This window comes from Methanoculleus sp. UBA291 (assembly GCF_002499755.1).
GTDB classification, from domain to species: domain Archaea; phylum Halobacteriota; class Methanomicrobia; order Methanomicrobiales; family Methanoculleaceae; genus Methanoculleus; species Methanoculleus palmolei.
Genome location: NZ_DANC01000054.1, coordinates 35,254 through 53,990, shown reverse-complemented (window position 1 = coordinate 53,990; position 18,737 = coordinate 35,254). Strand labels below are relative to the sequence as shown.

At 60.3% G+C, this 18,737-nt stretch carries 16 protein-coding genes and 1 pseudogene; 11 read left to right on the top strand and 6 right to left on the bottom strand.

What is annotated here, in order from left to right:
* Positions 1 to 279: 279 nt before the first annotated feature.
* From BP737_RS13060 to BP737_RS13050, 3 genes are all read right to left on the bottom strand, one after another.
* Complete coding sequence (locus BP737_RS13060) at positions 280 to 459, bottom strand: hypothetical protein (protein ID WP_292406941.1); 180 nt, start codon at positions 457 to 459, stop codon at positions 280 to 282.
* A gap of 150 nt (positions 460 to 609) precedes the next feature.
* A complete protein-coding gene (locus BP737_RS13055; RefSeq protein WP_292406937.1) occupies positions 610 to 978 on the bottom strand; it encodes a hypothetical protein in 369 nt (122 codons plus the stop codon).
* Positions 979 to 1,035: 57 nt separating this feature from the next.
* A complete protein-coding gene (locus BP737_RS13050) occupies positions 1,036 to 1,992 on the bottom strand; it encodes a methyltransferase domain-containing protein (protein ID WP_292406935.1) in 957 nt (318 codons plus the stop codon).
* A 466-nt stretch (positions 1,993 to 2,458) separates the two neighbouring features.
* Here BP737_RS13050 and BP737_RS13045 point away from each other — a divergent pair, with 466 nt between their 5' ends.
* Positions 2,459 to 3,097 (top strand): type 1 glutamine amidotransferase family protein, encoded by a 639-nt coding sequence (locus BP737_RS13045; protein ID WP_292406933.1) that lies wholly within the window; start codon positions 2,459 to 2,461, stop codon positions 3,095 to 3,097.
* A gap of 123 nt (positions 3,098 to 3,220) precedes the next feature.
* On the top strand, positions 3,221 to 3,649 hold the full coding sequence (locus BP737_RS13040) for a Fic family protein (protein WP_292406929.1): 429 nt from the start codon (positions 3,221 to 3,223) through the stop codon (positions 3,647 to 3,649).
* A gap of 114 nt (positions 3,650 to 3,763) precedes the next feature.
* Here the strand turns inward: BP737_RS13040 and dnaJ are convergent, their stop codons facing one another.
* From dnaJ to BP737_RS13025, 3 genes are read right to left on the bottom strand one after another with little or no spacing between them, the layout of a single operon-like run.
* Complete coding sequence (gene dnaJ / locus BP737_RS13035) at positions 3,764 to 4,921, bottom strand: molecular chaperone DnaJ (RefSeq protein ID WP_292406926.1); 1,158 nt, start codon at positions 4,919 to 4,921, stop codon at positions 3,764 to 3,766.
* A gap of 5 nt (positions 4,922 to 4,926) precedes the next feature.
* Positions 4,927 to 6,768 carry a molecular chaperone DnaK gene (gene dnaK, locus BP737_RS13030; RefSeq protein WP_292406923.1) on the bottom strand — a complete coding sequence of 614 codons (1,842 nt, stop codon included), beginning with the start codon at positions 6,766 to 6,768 and terminating at the stop codon, positions 4,927 to 4,929.
* A 4-nt stretch (positions 6,769 to 6,772) separates the two neighbouring features.
* Positions 6,773 to 7,282 carry a nucleotide exchange factor GrpE gene (locus tag BP737_RS13025; protein ID WP_292406920.1) on the bottom strand — a complete coding sequence of 170 codons (510 nt, stop codon included), beginning with the start codon at positions 7,280 to 7,282 and terminating at the stop codon, positions 6,773 to 6,775.
* Positions 7,283 to 7,565: 283 nt separating this feature from the next.
* On the opposite strand from BP737_RS13025, the gene purH reads away from it, so the two are divergent.
* The 9 genes and pseudogenes from purH (at position 7,566) to BP737_RS12980 (ending at position 18,412) form a co-directional block, all read left to right on the top strand.
* Complete coding sequence (gene purH / locus BP737_RS13020; RefSeq protein ID WP_292406917.1) at positions 7,566 to 9,050, top strand: bifunctional phosphoribosylaminoimidazolecarboxamide formyltransferase/IMP cyclohydrolase; 1,485 nt, start codon at positions 7,566 to 7,568, stop codon at positions 9,048 to 9,050.
* 841 nt (positions 9,051 to 9,891) lie between these two features.
* Complete coding sequence (locus tag BP737_RS13015) at positions 9,892 to 10,440, top strand: DUF4013 domain-containing protein (RefSeq protein WP_292406915.1); 549 nt, start codon at positions 9,892 to 9,894, stop codon at positions 10,438 to 10,440.
* Positions 10,441 to 10,588: 148 nt separating this feature from the next.
* Entirely contained in the window at positions 10,589 to 11,263 is a 675-nt protein-coding gene (locus BP737_RS13010; RefSeq protein ID WP_292406913.1) for a DUF4013 domain-containing protein, read from the top strand.
* A gap of 84 nt (positions 11,264 to 11,347) precedes the next feature.
* Positions 11,348 to 12,860: pseudogene (locus BP737_RS13005) on the top strand (2-isopropylmalate synthase).
* Positions 12,832 to 14,508: a biosynthetic-type acetolactate synthase large subunit gene (gene ilvB / locus BP737_RS13000; RefSeq protein WP_292406910.1), complete on the top strand. Its 1,677-nt coding sequence runs from the start codon at positions 12,832 to 12,834 to the stop codon at positions 14,506 to 14,508. The pseudogene BP737_RS13005 and the gene ilvB overlap by 29 nt, the downstream one beginning before the upstream one ends.
* The gene (ilvN, locus tag BP737_RS12995; protein ID WP_292406907.1) at positions 14,505 to 15,008 is read left to right on the top strand and encodes an acetolactate synthase small subunit; all 504 of its coding nucleotides are present in this window, start codon (positions 14,505 to 14,507) and stop codon (positions 15,006 to 15,008) included. Before ilvB ends, ilvN begins: the two co-directional genes overlap by 4 nt.
* Positions 15,009 to 15,213: 205 nt before the next feature.
* Entirely contained in the window at positions 15,214 to 16,800 is a 1,587-nt protein-coding gene (locus BP737_RS12990; protein ID WP_292406905.1) for a sodium:solute symporter family protein, read from the top strand.
* Positions 16,801 to 16,899: 99 nt separating this feature from the next.
* Positions 16,900 to 17,220: an ArsR/SmtB family transcription factor gene (locus BP737_RS12985; protein WP_292406902.1), complete on the top strand. Its 321-nt coding sequence runs from the start codon at positions 16,900 to 16,902 to the stop codon at positions 17,218 to 17,220.
* A gap of 7 nt (positions 17,221 to 17,227) precedes the next feature.
* Positions 17,228 to 18,412 (top strand): radical SAM protein, encoded by a 1,185-nt coding sequence (locus BP737_RS12980; protein WP_292406898.1) that lies wholly within the window; start codon positions 17,228 to 17,230, stop codon positions 18,410 to 18,412.
* Positions 18,413 to 18,737 lie beyond the last annotated feature (325 nt).

Sequence of the window (18,737 nt, the reverse complement as noted above, 5' to 3'; positions counted from 1 at the left end):
TGAGGTGTTTCGGGATCACCTCACTATGAGCAGAGAAAAAAATCGAATCCTGGATTTTTGTTTCATTTCTGCTTCCTCCGTTTCTTTCCATTGCATGAAGGCATGATCCGGACCTTCATCATTCCAGAAGTTGCAGTATCATGCTGCAGGTAGGGTTCAACAGAGTTTTGTCGCTTGGTGGGCCCGTCCTTCTACTTTGTCCCGGGACTACCCGGGGTTGTCCACGAGCGGAGGCTTTCATTTACTTTTATTTATGTTTATCGGCGTCTCTACCCGCCTCTATGTCTTTGGGTCCTTCGGCGCAACTGCATCGAGGAGATCCGGTATGGCGGTGGTGTCATCCCGATACCCGTCAGATTGCAGAGGGATGTACTGCGGTATATCGCCGGGATTGAGGTGTTCAAGAAAGATCACTTCGATATGAACGCCATGAACACTTGCCGCCACGGTTCGCTGCATAGGTACATACCTCCGGAAGGACGAACCGGGCCGCGATATCTCGTGCTCGTTGTCACCTCTTTTGCGACGGACGGGAAGTTGCGAGAACTCTGTACAGACTTTAAATCCGTTAATTATTGGATTTACACGGGATTTCGGGGTGCGCCCCCTTCAGCACTCGACGCCCCGCTTCCTGAGTTCCTCCGACTTCTTCTTCGAGCATGCCTCGCACCGGAACTCGGGCGCCGGGTCGTCCGATTTGTCGTAGTTCTTCGCCCTGACCAGGCGGTAGCCCCGGGCGACCGTTCCGCAGTCCACGCACCGGACCTCCTCTTTGACCTCCCACTGAGCGGCGAGCGTCTCGGAGGTGAAGATGAACCGGTCGACCCAGAAGAAGATGAGGCCGCCGATGAGGTTTGCGACGATGGTGGCGGCGAGCGCTCCGAGACCCGCGAGCCAGTAGAGCACGACGGCGAGGATCGGCGTCGAAAGCTGCCACCGGATGAGGTAAAGGCCGTAGCGCTTAAAATTTACATTCACCTATAAAATTCAGCGTGGCCCCACTTAAAACCGGGGTCCGTAACCTTGCCGGCATCGTCAGGAGAGCACCAGTATCCGGCGGGTCAGGCTCCTGTGCACCCGCTGCTCGTGCTCCTGCAGGACGGTGAAACGGCGGGCGGCGATTGCCGCGATGTCGCGATGCGTGACGACGACCGCGCGTCTCCCGGGCCGGAGGATGCGCCGGATCTCGGCAAGCGAACCATCGTAGAGCCGGTCCATGCTCTCTGCACGGATCCGGACCGACTGGCCGTAGGGGAGGTCCGTCACGACCGCATCGAGGGCATGGTTGCAGATCGGGACCGCCGTGGCGTCGGCGATCATCACGTCCGACCCCGGGAGGTTCTGCCGGTAGCCGGCAACCATTGCGGGGTCGAAGTCGCTCCCGAAGACCCGGGCGCCGACCTCCCGTGCCTCAAGGAGGATGCCGCCGGTACCGCAGAACGGGTCGAAGACCACCTCGCCGGGCAGGACCAGGGAGATGTTCACGAGTGCGCGGGCCATCCGGGGCATCATCACGCCGGGATGGAAGAACGGCCGGCGCATGGGGTTCCGGGCCTCGAAAGCCCCCCGGTCGATCTTCAAAATGACGCGGCCGAAGTAGCAGCGGTCCCCCGATACGACGGCACGGTACTCTTCGACGGGCTCACGGAGCGAGACCGGACCGGCGATCAGGCTCCCGATCAGCCGTTCCAGTTCAAGGTGCGCAGCGTCCATCCCGCTCCCCTGGACCGTCTTCACCCGGCCCGCAAACGGTTTATCGGTCCGGATGGCGAGATGGCGGAGGAGGGCTGCGAACGCCTCCCGCGTGGGCTCGCACTCTCCGAGGTACTCCATCACCACATGCGTCAGGGCAAGGCGTCCGGTGGCCTCCGGGTCCGGACACTCGGCGACCGCGACCTGGGGGACCCGCCGCTCGAGCACGGTCCCCACGCACTCCAGTTCCGCGACCGGGAGGTCGGGGTGCTCGCCGGAGAGTTCGAAGAGCAGCTTCATTCCCATGGTATTGGGGTGCGAGGGGGATAAAGCGGGAGGATGGGGGGGCGAAGTTCTTCGAGGACTGGATACTTGGGGATTGTGAACCTTGCATCCCTGGTCGGTTGGACTTGAAACCTGGTGGACTATCGGCTTCCCGGAAACATCAGGTGGTGCGAGGAAAAAGCCCCGTGAAGTGGACCGTGGGGGCTATCGCATCTGGGGGGTGGGGGCAAAGACTACATTTTGTACTGTTCCAGCAAACACATCTTACCGCCGTCCCTATCTTGGGCTCATAAGACAGTTTTCAAGGGAGATCGTCAAGCCGCTTGCAGGGACGAGAATCTAAATACAGTGAAAATTCACTGGTGTATTATTAAAAAATCAAGAGGAGGAATATCCATGTTGAAAAATCCCCAAGCGGGAGTTTGTGTCCATACTATTAAGAGGCGGCGAATTAGAAACACAATGAAAATGGAGGAAATTTATGTTTACAATCTATGTTTACGTTCTTGATACTTTAGCCGACTGGGAACTGGGGTATGTTATTTCGGAGCTGAATTCTGGTCGATTTTTCAAAAAGGGCGAGCAACGTGTATCGCTCAAAACGGTTAGTTATTCTAAAGAGCCAATCAATACAATGGGCGGGATGACAATAGTGCCCAATTGCTTAATTGATGATATTGTTGTGAGTGAAACAAGCATGTTGCTATTACCGGGCGCAGATACATGGAACGACCCAAAGCATGGCGCTATCATCGAAAAAGCAAGCGAATTTCTCTCTTTAGGCGCTACGGTGTGTGCAATCTGTGGGGCTACCGCTGCGCTTGCCAACTTTGGGCTATTGGATAAGCGTCCGCATACCAGTAATGGACCGGGATTTCTTGAAATGGTTTCTCCTGGTTATAAAGGGCAAAGTTTCTATATAGATAAGCCATCTGTAGCGGATAACAACCTTATTACTGCAAGTTCCACCGGAGCTTTGTTGTGGGCGAAACAAATTATTGAGCATTTAGGTGTTTTTCAATCAAACACACTGGAGTCTTGGTATGAATATTTTAGTACCGGTGAGCCTAAACATTTCTTTGCCCTCATGCAAACTTTGCCGTCTAGCAATGAAAACTGATCCACCTTTGTCATAAACAGAACGGGAACATAGACCATATGGGATGTCTAACAAACAATCTTGAAATTTACCCGCCGCGCAAAGCGAAAAAAGAAAAAATCGTTGTTCGGTGGGTAGTTAGTTGTGTCCGAATACTGTTTTCTCGTCCCCGATGAGATGCGTGCTCTCATCGGGTGGTACCGGCAGAATAGAGGACATCTGAATCCATTCGAACTCACCATATTACTCCACACAAAATTTGAGATGATCCATCCGTTCGTCGATGGAAACGGACAGGTTGGACGAGCGTTGATGAATCTAATCCTGGAACGATCCGGTTATCCAACGCTCTACCTGGGTTTAGAACACCGGTCGGCCTACCTGAACGCGCTCGTGAAGGTGGATGAGGGGGACTATGCGCCAATCATCGAGACACTGTATACTATTTACAAGGAGCAGCACGGGCGTATCACAAAAGGGGTCAGGCAAAAACTTTCCGATGGAAACAGTGGCATTCAGGAGGAAAACGCCAGGATCATCCGGCAGTTCGGTGAACTGAAGAAAAAGGTTTGATACCCGATCGAGTAATCACCCGGAGTGCAGGAGCGACGACCCGGGTTCAGATCCCGACCGGAGCTCACAGCACAACGGGCTCAAAAAAGCAAACCGTTGAAGTAAGGGAACCCCTCACTTCACCGTCTCTTTCATCTTGTCGACGACATCCTGAAAGAATCCCTTGCCCTTCTTCGCGCCCTTCGCGGAGGGTTTGTTCCCTTCGATCTCAAGCAGACGGCGGTAGAGTTCGCGCTCCTCGTCTGAGAGGCGCGTGGGCACGACGATGTGAACCCGCACCAGCATATCGCCGGGTTTCGTCTGCCACCGCACCCCTTCGCCGGATATCCTCAGCCCGGTGTTGTCCTGCACCCCGGCCGGGATAGCGAGGGCGACGGTACGCCCGTCGATCGTCTGCACCTCCACCTCGGAGCCCAGGGCCGCCTGGGCGGGGGTGATGTCGACAGTCGTCTCCAGGTCGTCGCCGCGCCGGGTAAACTTCCGGTGTTGCGCGACGCTGATCTCGATGTAGAGGTCCCCCGGCGGCGCACCGTAATCGCCGGCGTCGCCGTAGCCCTCCATCCGGAGGCGCATACCGGTGTCCACGCCCGGCGGGATATGGACCTTCACGGTCTGCCTGGCCCGCCGGTGCCCGCTGCCGCCGCAGACCTTGCACCGGGACTCGGGTATCTTCCCCCGTCCGCCGCAGGCGGTGCAGGGCGTCATCCGGACAAAACTCCCGAAGATGGACTGGCTCATCTGCCGCATCTGGCCGCTGCCGCCGCAGGTCGGGCAGGTGACGAACTTCTTCGTCTCGCTCCCCGAACCGTCGCACGCAGGACAGGGCTCGATATGGTCGAGGCTAATCTCTTTCTCGGTCCCGAACACCGCCTCTTCAAGCGTCACCCGCATCTTCATCATGAGGTCGGCCCCGGGGCGCGGACCGGAACTCTGCCTGCCCCCGAAGCCTCCGCCGAAGAACGAATCAAAGATATCCCCGAATCCGGAGAAATCCGCGCTGAACCCACCGGAGAACCCTCCTCCGCCGGAGTACGAACCCCGGGACGCACTACTGTAGGCGTCGTGTCCCATCCGGTCGTACTGGGCGCGTTTCTGGGGGTCGGAGAGGACGCTGTAAGCTTCGTTGATGCCCTTGAACCTCTCTTCGGCCCCCGGCTCCTTGCAGACGTCGGGGTGATATTTCCGTGCCAGGTCCCGGTAGGCTTTCCTGATCTCCTTATCGTCGGCGTCACGCGAGACGCCGAGGATATCATAGTAGCTGTCCGGACCCATCGCCCTCACTCTTTGTCTTTGACTTCGTAATCGGCATCAACGACGGTATCATCCTTTTTCTTTTCCGCCCCTTCCGCCGCTTTCTGCTGCTGGGCGGCCTGCTGCTGTGCCTGCTGGTATATCTTCGTCGTGACCGCATATACCGCTTCGGTCAGGGCGTCCATCTTCTGCTTGACGGCGTCGAGATCGTCCCCTTCAAGTGCCTTCTTGAGGTCGGCGATCGCACCCTCGATCTTCTCCCGCTCTGCAGCATCGATCATATCCTTCGCGTCTTTCAGGGCCCGTTCGGCGGTGAAGATGGCGGTATCGGCGCTGTTCCGGAGGTCAATCTCCTCATGCTTCTTCCGGTCCTCCTCCTCGAACTTCTTCGCGTCGTCCATCATCCGCTGGATCTCGGTCTCCGAGGGGCGGGAATCCTGCGGCTTGATGGTGATCGACTGCTCGTTCCCGGTGCCGAGGTCTTTCGCCGAGACATGGACGATGCCGTTTGCGTCGATATCGAACGCGACCTCGATCTGCGGGATGCCGCGGGGAGCCGGCGGGATCCCGGTGAGCTGGAACCGGCCCAGGGTGAAGTTGTCTTTCGCAAGCGCCCGCTCACCCTGCACCACGTGGATCTCGACCGATGTCTGGCCGTCGGCGGCGGTCGAGAAGATCTGGCTCTTCCTTGTGGGGATGGTGGTGTTGCGCTCGATCAGTTTCGTCGCGATACCGCCGAGCGTCTCAATGCCGAGCGAGAGCGGCGTCACGTCGAGGAGCAGGACATCCTTCGTCTCGCCCGTCAGCACGCCGCCCTGGATGGCGGCGCCGAGGGCGACGCACTCGTCGGGGTTGATGCCTTTGTCGGGCTCCTTCTTAAGGATCTTCTTTATGGTCTCCTGGACGAGCGGCACCCGGGTCGACCCGCCGACGAGGAGTATGTGGTCGATGTCGTCGGCGCTCAGTTTGGCGTCGGCGAGCGCCTGTTTCACCGGGCCGAGGGTCGACTCGACGAGGTCGGCGATGAGTTGCTCGAACTTTGCACGGGAAAGATCGAAGTCCAGGAACTTGGGCCCGCTCTCCGTCGTGGTGATGTAGGGAAGGTTGATGTTGGTCTTCTGGACTGTGGAGAGTTCGATCTTCGCGTTCTCGGCCGCGTCCCGCAGCCGCTGCATGGCGACCGGGTCCTTTCGGAGGTCGATGCCTTCCTTCTTCCGGAACTCCTCGGCAAGGTAGTCGACGACAAGTTTGTCGAAGTCGTCGCCGCCGAGGCGGTTGTTGCCGGCGGTCGCCTTGACCTCGAAGACGCCGTCGCCGAGCTGGAGGATCGAGACATCGAACGTACCGCCGCCGAGGTCGTAGACGAGCACCGTGGCTTCGCCTTCCTTATCGATGCCGTAGGCGAGGGCGCTCGCGGTCGGCTCGTTGATGATCCGGAGGACCTCGAGGCCGGCGATGGTTCCCGCGTCCTTCGTCGCCTGCCGCTGCGCGTCGTTGAAGTAGGCGGGCACCGTGATGACGGCCTTTGCGATCTTCTCGCCCAGGTACTCTTCCGCGTCCAGTTTCAATTTCTGGAGGATCATCGCGGAGATCTCCTGCGGCGTGTAATTCTTTCCCTCGATGGTTACCTTCTCGCTCGTGCCCATCTTGCGCTTGATCGACTGGATGGTGCGGTTCGGGTTCGTGATCGCCTGCCGTTTCGCGACGTTGCCGACCAGCCGCTCGCCTTCCTTGGTGAACGCTACGACGGACGGGGTGGTCCTGCCGCCCTCGGCGTTGGCGATGACCGTCGCCCGCCCGCCTTCCATGATTGCCATGCATGAGTTGGTTGTTCCAAGATCGATACCGAGAATCTTTTCCGAAACCATGTGTTTATTCCTCCTTTCCTTTAGATACGACAACCTTTGCGCATCTGATGACCTTGTCCTGCATACAGTATCCGCGAACGGCCTCGTCGATCACGGTGCCTTCCTTTGCATCTGAAGGAACGTAGGCTATCGCCTCGTGCCGTTCAGGGTCGAAAGGAAGGCTGCGGCATTCGATGGGTCTGATGTCGTGCCGCTCAAGGATGGTCAGGAAGAGCTTCTTAATCTGCTCCATCCCTTCCTTGAGACCTGTGCCCTCGACCTTCTCCGCCCGCTCGAAGTTGTCCACGACATCGAGCAACTCCACCGCGAAATCTTCGATGGCAAACGCCGTACGGGCGTCGAGCTCCCGGGCCATTCGCTTCCGGTAGTTGTCGAAATCGGCCGCAAGACGCAGATAACGGCTATTAAGGTCGTCATATGCTTTTTGCAGCTCTTCAAGCGCCGGAGATGCTGCATCCGCCGTTTCAGCGAGATCCTGTTGCTTCTCGTTTGGTTCGGATGTATCCTCCTTCATACGCCTAACCTGCTTTTAAAATGATGGGTTTCTCGTGTTTGATTATTTATTGTAATGTAGTTCTATATATTATTAACTGATGTCGCAGGTATCCGCCCATTTTAATGGGTCGAATCACCCATCCGGAACCCTCCCACGAGTATTCTTCCGACGCTGCGCGGATCGACGGGTGAGGCATCGGGATCTCCGCAATCCGGACGCCAACGTATCCCGGTGGGAAAAACATGGCCAATCGAGCAGGCGGCGCCAAATATATATCCCTTTATCCCGCTCACATGTAACCATGAAGTGGGCACTGCTGTCTGTCTGGGATAAAACCGGCATCGTCGATCTTGCAAAGGTGCTCGTCGAGCATGATTATCGTCTCCTGAGTTCCGGCGGCACCGGGGCGGCGCTCGCGCAGGCGGGGGTTCCGTTTACCGAAGTCTCCGCCTACACCGGTTCGCCGGAGATGATGCACGGGCGGGTAAAGACCCTCCACCCGAAGATCCACGGGGGCATCCTCGGGCGCCGGGGTATCGACGACGCCGTTATGCAGGAGCACGGCATCGAACCCATCGACCTTGTGGTGGTGAACCTCTACCCCTTCGAGACGATGAGCGGCAGGGGACTCTCGCTTGATGAGACGATCGAGTACATCGATATCGGCGGTCCCGCGATGGTGCGGGCGGCGGCAAAGAACCATAAGTACGTCGCGGTCGTGGTGGACAGCGCCGACTACGGGATGGCGGCGGACGCCGTCAGGAGAGGCGGTTTCTCGGCTGAACAGCGACAGGCTCTTGCTGCAAAGGCGTTCGCCCGGACGGCGGCATACGACGGCGCAATCGCGAACTACCTGACCGGTATCGACCGGCCGTTCCCGGAAACCCTCACCCTCCAGTTCCGGAACGGGCGGACGCTCCGGTACGGCGAGAACCCTCACCAGGCGGCGGCGGTCTACGGAGATGCCGGCATCGCCGCGGAGCAGCCGCTCCAGGGAAAGGCGATGTCCTACAACAACTACCTCGACGTCCATGCCGCGGTCGGCCTGCTCCGGGAGTTCGACGACTGCGCCGCAGTCATCGTCAAGCACAACAACCCCTGCGGCGTGGCGACGGGCGGGGAACTCCTTCCGACCTACATCGCCGCCCGTGAGGTCGACCCGGTCTCGGCCTACGGCTCCATCGTCGCCCTGAACCGTGAGGTGACGGCGGATGTCGCCCGGGAGCTCATCGGGACGTTCGTCGAGGTCGTGATCGCCACGTCGTACGCCCCGGAAGCGCTTACGATCATGAAGGCCAAGGAGAACATGCGGGTGCTCCGGCTCCCGGAGCCGGTCGTGCAGGACGAGATCCGGAGCATCGACGGCGGCGTTCTGGTCCAGAGGACGGAGCCCTACCGCGAGAACTGGCGGGTCGTGACCGAGCGGGAGCCGGACGCCCACGAGATGCGGGCGATGGAACTCGCCATGAAGGTCTGCAAGCACACGAAGAGCAACGCCATCATCTTCGCGAACGAAACGGCAGTACTCGGGATCGGCGCCGGGCAGATGAACCGGGTCGAGTCCGCCGAGATCGCGGTCAAGAAGGCCCGGAGTTCTCTTGCCGGCTCGGCGGTCGCCTCGGACGCCTTCCTGCCGTTTCCCGACACCCTCGAGGTCGCGGCGGCGGCGGGCGCGACGGCGCTCGTTCAGCCGGGAGGCTCCATCCGCGATAAGGAGGTCATCGACGCGGCAAACCGGGCGAACGTTGCGATGGTTTTCACCGGGGTGCGGCACTTCCGGCACTGAGGCCCGCCCCGGGCCCCTTTTTTTTATGCGCAGTCCCGTTTGAATCGATCATACCTGCCTTCACCCCCGCAAGATAAATAAGGGTGTATATGAAATATGAAATAATGTCGCGCGACGAAACGGATTCATACAGTTACAAGGGTTGGCTGGTATCGGATAGCTTCTTTAAACGTGCATTTGCGGTATTTGGATACAATCTCGTTGCGGGTATTATAATCTGGTTTTGTTTATTCGTTCTCTTCATGTTATTTGCAGTGATTGCTGCGTTCATATTTGGAATGGCCGCTTTGTAACGGGTACAGAGGCAGCAACCTCTTTATTTTTCCGAGAATCCGCCGATCCTCTTGCATGTAGAGCACCCCAACATGAACCTGAACGCCCGTTGCGAGAGAATTACCGTTATAACATATCTGCAATAATTTATTATACGGTAATTCCTGCCCGAAGCAGGATAACCGACCTCCGGGGGAGTCGTCGAAGCAGGAGGCCGCGCACCGATGAGCACAGGGTAGTTCACGTCCCCGCTCCCCCCTCGTTGACGGAGTCTTGGGTGCCTTAGGGCCGCGGTACCTCCGTCTCTGCCGGAGTATGTGGACATCCTTGCCTGTTTTTCACAACAATCTCGGATGAACACCTGAATTTAAACAATACGTTTATATCCGGTTTTCTCACACTTACTCGTAGGTGATATACCTATGGACTATGGTAATGTAATCTCAAGGTCGTTTGAGTACGCCAAAGATGTCTGGTTGGAAAGTGGCTGCGATGGATTGCACTGATCATCCTGTCGATCATTCAGGCGTTCACGCTCTTCCTGGTCCCGCTCTTCAGCGGCTACATAGTGCGGGTCCTCTCCGGGAAGACACCGGCCCCCGAGATCGATCAGTGGGGCAAGCTCTTCGTCGACGGATGGAAACTGAACATCATCGTGCTAATCTACGCACTCCCGGCGATCATCGTCTTCCTGGTACTCGGCGGAGTCGGTCTCCTCGGCATCCTGGCAAACGAAGCAGCCGGCGGCGATGCGGCAGCGCTGGGTGCCGCTGTGCTGAGTCTCCTCGGAGGCTTCCTTCTCGCAGGGCTCGTTGCGATTATTGTTGGGTTCGTCGCCCTGTTTGCCGTACTGCGCTTCGCCCACACGGACAGATTCGGTGAGGCGTTCAACTTCGGTGCGATCTTTTCGCACATCGGCAAACTCGGCTGGGGAACCTGGATCATCGCGGTCATCGTTCTCCTTGTCCTTGCGTTCATCTACGACCTCGTTGTCGGTCTCATCATCCTGATCCCCTTCCTCGGCTGGATCATCGCTCTCTTCCTCAACGTTGCGTTCGTCGTCTTCTACACCCGTTACCTTGCCCAGGTCTATGAGGAAGTGCCTCCCCCCGCGTAAAACCGGGATAACCCTTCTTTTTCTTTCAAACGGAACCATTTTCTACCCCGGTCGTTCTTCCCCCGTACGGGCTTTTCTCCTCTGCGAACAAAACAGCGCGTTTATCCCCGTAAACGGTAGATCCTTACCGGAACATACAGTGATATCCATGGACTCCTTACGAATGCTCAGCGATGCCTTCGACTACACGAAGGAAGCCCTCTGGGGCAGGTGGGTCCGCTGGCTCCTCCTGATCGTCAGTACGATCCTCTTCCCGTTCATCTGCGGCTACACCGTCCGGGTCATGAGCGGCGCAAAGCCCGCCCCCGAGCTCAAAGGCTGGATCGGGCTTTTCGTCGACGGCATCAAACTGCTCGTCATCACGGTCATCTACGCCATCCCGATCTGGGTCATTGCGCTCGTAGGCTTTGTCGCGTACTTCATCCCGGTTTCGGCGACGACGACTCCCGGGCCCGGCTCCGGATCGGGCCTCGGCCCTGAGGCGGGCATCTTTGTAGCCATCGCCCTCTTCGTCGTCTTCATCGTCCTTGCCGTCGTCGTCGGCATCCTTTCGACCTTTGCGATGGTCCGGTTCGCCCGGACGGGGAGGGTGGGCGAAGCATTCCGGTTCGGCGCCCTCCTCTCCCACATCGGCAGGGTCGGGTGGCTCGACGTCTTCATCGCCCTTCTCATACTGGGCATCGTGGTCGCGGTGGCACAGTTCATCCTTCTCCTGATACCGGTTCTCGGTGTGCCGCTCCTGTTTATTCTCATGCCGGCGTTCATCATCTTCACCTACCGCTACATCGCCCTCGTCTACGAGAGCGCCCCGGCGTCGGCGTAGAGTCCTTTCCTCTTTTTGCCGCCCCGGCTGCCCAACCTTTAAGTACTGTCGCCTCCAACCCTCTGGTGGTGAAACCCACTATGAGTGATTGCTTTATTTGGTGAATCGATCCGCTTTTTTGACACAACGCTCCGGGACGGCGAACAGACACCGGGTGTCTCTCTCACGCCGGCCGAGAAGCTTGAGATTGCAACGCACCTCGCCGATATCGGCGTCCACGTCATCGAGGCAGGTTCTGCGGCCGCGTCCGCAGGAGAACGCGAGTCCATTCGCTCAATCGCCGACGCCGGGCTTGCCGCCGAGGCTTGCACCTACGTCCGGGCTCTCCCCGGCGATATCGACCTCGCCGCCGACGCCGGCGCCGACTCCGTCCACCTCGTCGTCCCGGTAAGCGACCTCCATATCAGCAAAAAACTCCGCAAAACCCGCGAGCAGGTCTGTGATATGGCCTGGAGCGCCGTCGAGTATGCGAAGAGCCGGGGGCTCATCGTCGAGCTCTCCGGGGAGGACGCGTCCCGCGCCGACCAGGCGTTCCTTGCCGAAGTCTTCAGGGAAGGAGTCGAGCGGGGCGCAGACCGGCTCTGCTTCTGCGACACCGTCGGCATCCTCACGCCCGAGCGTGCGGCCGCGGTCGTCCCGCCGCTCCTCTTCGCTCCGCTCTCCATCCACTGTCACGACGACCTCGGCTTTGGGCTTGCAACCACCGTCGCCGCCCTTCGTGCCGGGGCGTCCTGTGCTCACGTCACCGTCAACGGCATCGGGGAGCGGGCGGGAAACACCGCCCTCGAAGAACTGGTGATGGCGCTCGAGGTGCTCTACGGGGTCGATACCGGGATCGCGACCGAGAAACTCTACCCCCTCTCGACCCGCGTCGCCCGGCTGACCGGGGTGCCGCTTGCGACCAACAAGCCCATCGTCGGCGAGATGGCCTTCACCCACGAGAGCGGCATCCATGCCCACGGGGTGATGCGGGACGCAAGCACCTACGAACCGCTCCAGCCCGAACGAGTAGGAAGGCGTCGTCGCATCGTCCTCGGGAAACACTCCGGGTCGGCGGCGGTCGAGGCCGCTCTTCACGACATGGGGTATACCCCCGACAACGCGCAGCTTGCGGAGATCCTCGCCCGGATCAAGCAGGTCGGGGATGCCGGGGTGCGGATAACCGACGCCGAAGTCATGACGATTGCCGAGACCGTGATGGCAATCGAGTTTACGCCCTGCATTGAACTTCGCCAGTTCACCACCGTCTCCGGAAGTAACGCAATGCCGACCGCCTCGGTGACGCTGCTCGTCAACGGCGAAGAGGTGACCGGTGCCGCGGTCGGGACCGGGCCGGTGGACGCGGCGATCCGCGCGCTTCAGCGATCGGTCGCCGACGTCGGCAGCGTAAGACTTGATGAATACCGCGTGGATGCCATAACCGGCGGCACGGATGCCGTCGTTGATGTATCGGTGAAACTCAGCAAAGACGGTAAGACCGTCACCTCGCGGGGCGCGAGAACCGACATCATCACGGCGAGCGTCGAAGCAGTTATCGCCGGGATGAACAGATTACTCAGGGAAGAGCAATGAAGACCGGAGCCAAGACTCTGATTGAAGCGCTGCAGCGCGAAGGGGTGGACACCATCTTTGGCTACCCCGGCGGCGTGGTTTTGCCGATCTACGATGAACTCTACGATTCGTCGATCCGGCACATACTGGTAAGGCATGAGCAGGCAGCGGCGCACGCGGCCGACGGCTACGCGCGTGCAAGCGGCCGCGTAGGGGTATGCCTTGCCACCTCCGGTCCCGGCGCGTGCAATCTTGTCACCGGTATCGCGACGGCGTATATGGACTCTATCCCCGTCGTGGCACTCACCGGCCAGGTGCCGACCGGCCTTCTCGGAAACGACGCATTTCAGGAGTCGGACATCACCGGGATCACGATGCCGGTGACGAAGCACAGTTACCTGGTGAAGGACGCCGCCGATCTCGACCGTGTAGTCCAGGAGGCGTTCTATATCGCGCGAACGGGCCGTCCCGGCCCGGTGCTGGTCGATCTCCCTAAAAACGTCAGCACGGGCGAAGTGAAGAGCGCGAAGACCGCCCCCGCTCCGGTCTCCCTCCGGGGCTACCGGCCCACCTACCAGGGGCACGTCCGTCAGATCGATAAAGCGCTCGATCTCATCGCGAGAGCCGAGCGGCCGCTCGTCTACGCCGGCGGCGGGGTGATCCTCTCGGGGGCGTCGGCCGAACTCCTCGAGTTCGTGGAGGCCGCTGCTATCCCGGTGACGACGACCCTGATGGGGCTCGGCGCCGTTCCCGGCGACCACCCGCTCAACCTCGGGATGCTCGGGATGCACGGCACCCAGTCCGCGAACTATGCCGTCACGGAGTGCGACCTCCTGGTCGCCGTCGGCGTCCGGTTCGACGACCGGGTGACGGGCAAGATCGAGACCTTCGCGCCGAACGCCGCGGTCATTCACATCGACATCGACCCGGCGGAGATCGGGAAGAACAAGAAGGTCGACGTCCCGATCGTGGGCGACGTGAAAACGGTGCTCCAGGCCTTGATCCGGCGGATGCAGAAGCACGGCGATACGGCGAACTGGGTCGCCCGGATCAACGCCTGGAAGGCGCAGTACCCGCTCCAATATCGCGACGATGACCATCTCCGCCCGCAGTACGTCGTCCGGGAACTCTCCGACGTCCTGAACGGGGAGGGGATCATCACGAGCGAGGTCGGCCAGAACCAGATGTGGACCGCCCTCTACTACTGCTTCAGAAAACCCCGGACCTGGATCACGTCCGGCGGCCTCGGGACGATGGGCTACGGGTTCCCGGCAGCCATCGGCGCCCACTTCGCCCGGCCGGATGTGCCGGTCGTCGACGTCGCCGGCGACGGGAGTTTCCAGATGAACATCCAGGAACTCGGGACGGTGGCGCACTACGACATCCCCGTCAAGGTCGTGATCTTAAACAACATGTACCTCGGCATGGTCCGGCAGTGGCAGGAACTCTTCTACGACCGCCGCTACTCTTACACCGAGCTCCCGCCGGTGGACTTCGTGAAGATCGCAAACGCCTACGGGGTCGAAGGGATCCGGGTCGAGGAAAAAGACGGCGTCCGGGAGGCTCTGGAGGCTGCGCTCGCCGTCGACGGGCCGTTCGTCCTGGACTTCAGGATCGAGCGGGAGGAGAACGTCTTCCCCATGGTCCCGGCGGGGGCCGCCATCAACGAGATGATCGGGGTGCGTCAGGGATGAAGCCGCATACGTTGAGCGTCCTCGTCGAGAACCGGGCGGGCGTCCTCAGCCGTGTCGCCGGGATGTTCTCGCGCCGGGGGTTCAACATCGAGAGCCTCGCCGTCGGGACCTGCGAGGAGCCGGATATGAGCCGGATCACGATCGTGGTGAACGGCGACGATGCCGTGATCGAGCAGGTCATGAAGCAGACCAACAAACTCATCGACGTCATCAAGGTCTCGGACCTGACGGAGCGGGAGAGCGTGGAACGGGAGCTCGCCCTCATCAAGGTGACCGCCGAGCCGGGCACCACCCGCGCCGAGATCCTGCAGATCGCCGATATCTTCCGGGCGCAGGTGGTGGACGTCGGGACAAGGACGCTGGTGCTCCAGGTGACCGGGGATACGGAGAAGATCGACGCACTGGAGAAACTCCTGCACCAGTACGGCATCAAGGAACTCGTCCGCACCGGTAAGATCGCTCTCCTCCGCGGCGCTAAGACCGTCAAAAGTTCCAAATAACTCCCTTTTTGTGCTGGATGCTCATAGGTCCCGTCGGGACGGCCTCCCGGTCTTATACGATTGTGTTATATGTTAACATGTCACACACTAACCTAATATGTTCTTTGGATTACCCTTCCATACGGCCCTCATCGTGGGCAGTGTGACCCTCGTTGTCGTCATACTGCTCGCCCTCTGGGGGCTCAGGTTCAGGGAGGCCGCTTGAATGGCGGACCTCCTCACGCTCGGCATGATCGTGCTCTATTTCGTCGTGCTCGTCCTTATCGGAGGCTGGACTTCGCGGAAGATCCACAACACCGAAGACTACATCCTCGCCGGCAGGTCGCTCGGGTTCTGGGTCTTCACGCTCCTGATCGTCTGCTCCATCTGTAGCGGCATGAGTCTCCTCGGCGTCAGCGGGTTCGGTTATACTTCGGGCTGGCCGGGGATATGGGAGCAGATCTTCGTCCCGCTCGCGGCTTCGTTCTGCATCATCTTCTTCGGGGTGAAACTTCACACCATCGGGAAGGAGCGGGGGTATATGACCATCCAGGACTATCTCGCGGACCGGTTCGAGAGCCCGCGGGCGCTCCGGGGTCTCTCCGCCGTCTCAGGCATCGTCGTCTCGCTGATCTACCTCGTCGGGCAGTACGCCGCGATCAGCATCGTGCTCGTCTGGCTCTTCGGTATCCCGCACTGGCAGGCGCTGCTCATCTCCGGGATCATCGTCACCGCCTGCACGGTCGTCGGAGGGCTCTACGCCGTGTCATGGACGGGCCTCTTTCAGGGCGGCATCCTGATCCTCGGCGTACTCCTGATGGCCCCGCCCGTCATTGCCAGCGCCGGCGGGCTCGCCCACATCAATACCGTGCTCGCCGGGGTCGACCCGAACTTTATCGAGCCCTGGTTCCCGAGTCCGGCATACGCTTCGTACGCCTATACGACGCCCGAGTTCCTCGTCTCGTTCGCCGTCCTCCTGATGGTCGGCCTCGCCTGTGCGCCGCACGTCATCAACAATGTTCTGGCCGCAAAAGAGGACCGTTACTTCAAGTGGGCGCCGCTCATCGCGTTCGGCATCTACGCGGTCGTTATGTTCCTCGTAAAATTCGTCGGGTTCGCCGTGCGGTCGCTCGTCGAGGAGGGGAAACTCGTGCTCCCCCCTGCCGTAAACGCCCAGGACTATGCCTTCATAGCGGGCGTCGAGTATGCCCTGCCGAATGTGGCGTTCTGGGCGCTCTTTGCGGTGATCGTCCTTGCGGCGGTGATGTCCACGACCGACCGGCTCATGCTCACCGTCGGCACCTCGTTCGCATGGGATATCTACAAGAACATCCTCCGGCCCTCGGCGTCCGATAAAGAGGTGCTCCTCGTCTCGAAGGTCGTGATTGTCCTTGCGGCCGCCGGCACGCTCCTGCTTGCCATCAACCCGCCGCCGATGCTTGCGTGGCTGATCTGGATGGGTATCGGGGTCATGCTCGCGACGTTTGCGGTCCCGCTGCTCGCCGGGCTCTACTGGCGCGGCGCCACGGGAGAGGGGGCGGTCGCGAGCATGGCGACCGGGCTTGTCGCGTCCGCTGCCTTCGGTTACTGGCACCAGTTCGTGGCGCCGCTCCCGGTGCACTTCAGCCTCTACGCGCTCGTGTGCTCGCTTCTGGTCATGGTCGTCGTGAGCCTTCTCTCCACCAGGAACTCCGAGACCGCACTCGACAACACCCGAACCGGCTGGTATATCCAGTCGCCCGTTCGCTCTCCGCGGGTGGAGAGTCCGGGTGAGACCTTGTTCGTCGAGCAGGAATCTCACCGTCAGCAGTGACGGCGAAACGCTCCCGGCCCCCCGGGGCAATCGTTTTTTTCATCTTCGTGCGGTCCCGAATCTCCGGGTTCCCTACAAAGTCTATATCTCTATAATCAAATGCTTATACACACATGGACGACTGCAACGGACACCACCGGGACGATGGGCGTCTCCGATCTTGCCGGAAGACTCGGCATCTCTCAGCCTGCCGTTTCGCAGCACTTAAAAACACTGAAGAGCGAAGGGTTCGTGACGTCCCGGCGGGAGGGGTTTCACGTCTACTTTTCGTTCAACCGCGATCGGCTGGCACAGTCCCCGCCCCACATGATGCCGGGAGCAGAGGGACGGGGCCGATACCGGCACCCGGACCTCGCGGTTGCGGACATGGAAGCCCGGCGGCGATGGAAAGACACACTCCCGCCGGAACCGAGGGCGTGACAGGTCCATGAAAGACAGCAACCAATACCGGGAGGCGTTCAACGCCACGATCAGGGAGACCCTCTCCCAGGCAGTCCGGATCATAGCAGCAGTTCCGGCCCTCGCCATCCCTGGCGCCGCCATCCTGCGCCGCCAGCAGAAAGCGGTAGCGGTGCGGAAGCGCTACGAGCGGGAAGGCCTCCTTGTCCCGCCGGTGATGATCGTGAGCATCACCTCGCGCTGCAACCTCACGTGCGCGGGCTGCTACATGCACGGGCGGGGCGGCGAGAACCTGAAAGTCGAGATGACCCCGGAGGTCCTCGCATCGGTCGTGAGCGAGGCCGCAGGGCTCGGGGTCTCCGTCATCGTCCTCGCCGGCGGCGAGCCTTTTATCCGGCAGGAAGAGATCATCAATGTGGCAAAGGCCCACCCTCAGGTGCTCTTCCCGGTCTTCACGAACGGCCTTCTGATCGACGATATGGTTGCCGGGGCGATCGCGGTGTGTCCGAACGTGGTGCCGATCATCAGTTTCGAGGGCTTCCGTGAGCATACCGACCGGCGGCGGGGCGGCGGGATCTATGATCGGCTCCTCTCGGTCTGCACCCGCTTAAAAGATCGCAACGTCTTCTTCGGCTGCTCCGTGACCGCAACACGGGAGAACTTCGAGGAGGTCACGGGTGTTGCATTCGCCCGGGAGATGATCCGGGCCGGTGCCCGGGCCTTCACGTTCGTCGAGTACGTGCCGATGACGCCCGGCACGGAGGACCTCGTCCTGACCGACGAACAGAAGAAGACCCTGCAGACCGTCCTTTCGGACTACAACAGGAAGTTCCCGGCGCTCTTCCTCGGCTTTCCCGGGGATGAGGATACCTACGGCGGGTGTCTTGCCGCGGGCCGGGGGTTCGTGCACGTCAGCCCGTCCGGCGACCTCGAACCCTGCCCCGCGGCCCCCTACTCGGACGCGAACCTTACGGTCGTGCCGCTCAAAGACGCCCTGCAGTCCCGGCTGCTCAACCGGCTCCGCGAGACGCCGGAGGTACTCACGGAGTCGAGCGGCGGATGCGCCCTCCGGGCGAACCGTGCTTGGGTCGAGGACCTCATGGGCAGGGAGGGGTCTCCTGCCGGATTTTTGGGGATACGCGTGGTGCAGGACGTTCCGAAAGAGGGGATGACTGCCGTAGCGATGGAGCACGGCGATGAACCGGAGAGGTGAAGAACGTGCCGCAAGATCCGCAACGCCGTCGGGTGGTCGGCGCTCTGCCTCGCCGCTGACACCGGCCGTTGCCTCGAAGATGCTCGCGGGTTGTCCGATGGGCCTTGATCCCCGCGGCATGGTCCGGGAGAGGAGGACGGGTGCGACAAGAGGCTGCATCGGGGATTGCGGGTCAATTCGTCATCTTATCCGTTTGAGATGTACCTACCGCGACATGCGCCCGCGGGATAACGAAGGAAAGAGCAGAACTCTGATCTGCTCCACATTGCATAAGAAATATGGAAGAGAAAGTAGTTATATTTTTTCAATTTATAAATATAATTGT

Excerpts from the sequence above, each read along its gene's own strand:
- BP737_RS13060 (WP_292406941.1), bottom strand. The coding sequence starts at position 459 with ATGCAGCGAACCGTGGCGGCAAGTGTTCATGGCGTTCATATCGAAGTG.
- BP737_RS13050 (WP_292406935.1), bottom strand. The coding sequence starts at position 1,992 with ATGAAGCTGCTCTTCGAACTCTCCGGCGAGCACCCCGACCTCCCGGTC.
- BP737_RS13045 (WP_292406933.1), top strand. The coding sequence starts at position 2,459 with ATGTTTACAATCTATGTTTACGTTCTTGATACTTTAGCCGACTGGGAA.
- dnaJ (WP_292406926.1), bottom strand. The coding sequence starts at position 4,921 with ATGGGTCCGGACAGCTACTATGATATCCTCGGCGTCTCGCGTGACGCC.
- dnaK (WP_292406923.1), bottom strand. The coding sequence starts at position 6,768 with ATGGTTTCGGAAAAGATTCTCGGTATCGATCTTGGAACAACCAACTCA.
- BP737_RS13025 (WP_292406920.1), bottom strand. The coding sequence starts at position 7,282 with ATGAAGGAGGATACATCCGAACCAAACGAGAAGCAACAGGATCTCGCT.
- purH (WP_292406917.1), top strand. The coding sequence starts at position 7,566 with ATGAAGTGGGCACTGCTGTCTGTCTGGGATAAAACCGGCATCGTCGAT.
- BP737_RS13010 (WP_292406913.1), top strand. The coding sequence starts at position 10,589 with ATGGACTCCTTACGAATGCTCAGCGATGCCTTCGACTACACGAAGGAA.
- ilvB (WP_292406910.1), top strand. The coding sequence starts at position 12,832 with ATGAAGACCGGAGCCAAGACTCTGATTGAAGCGCTGCAGCGCGAAGGG.
- ilvN (WP_292406907.1), top strand. The coding sequence starts at position 14,505 with ATGAAGCCGCATACGTTGAGCGTCCTCGTCGAGAACCGGGCGGGCGTC.
- BP737_RS12990 (WP_292406905.1), top strand. The coding sequence starts at position 15,214 with ATGGCGGACCTCCTCACGCTCGGCATGATCGTGCTCTATTTCGTCGTG.
- BP737_RS12985 (WP_292406902.1), top strand. The coding sequence starts at position 16,900 with ATGCTTATACACACATGGACGACTGCAACGGACACCACCGGGACGATG.
- BP737_RS12980 (WP_292406898.1), top strand. The coding sequence starts at position 17,228 with ATGAAAGACAGCAACCAATACCGGGAGGCGTTCAACGCCACGATCAGG.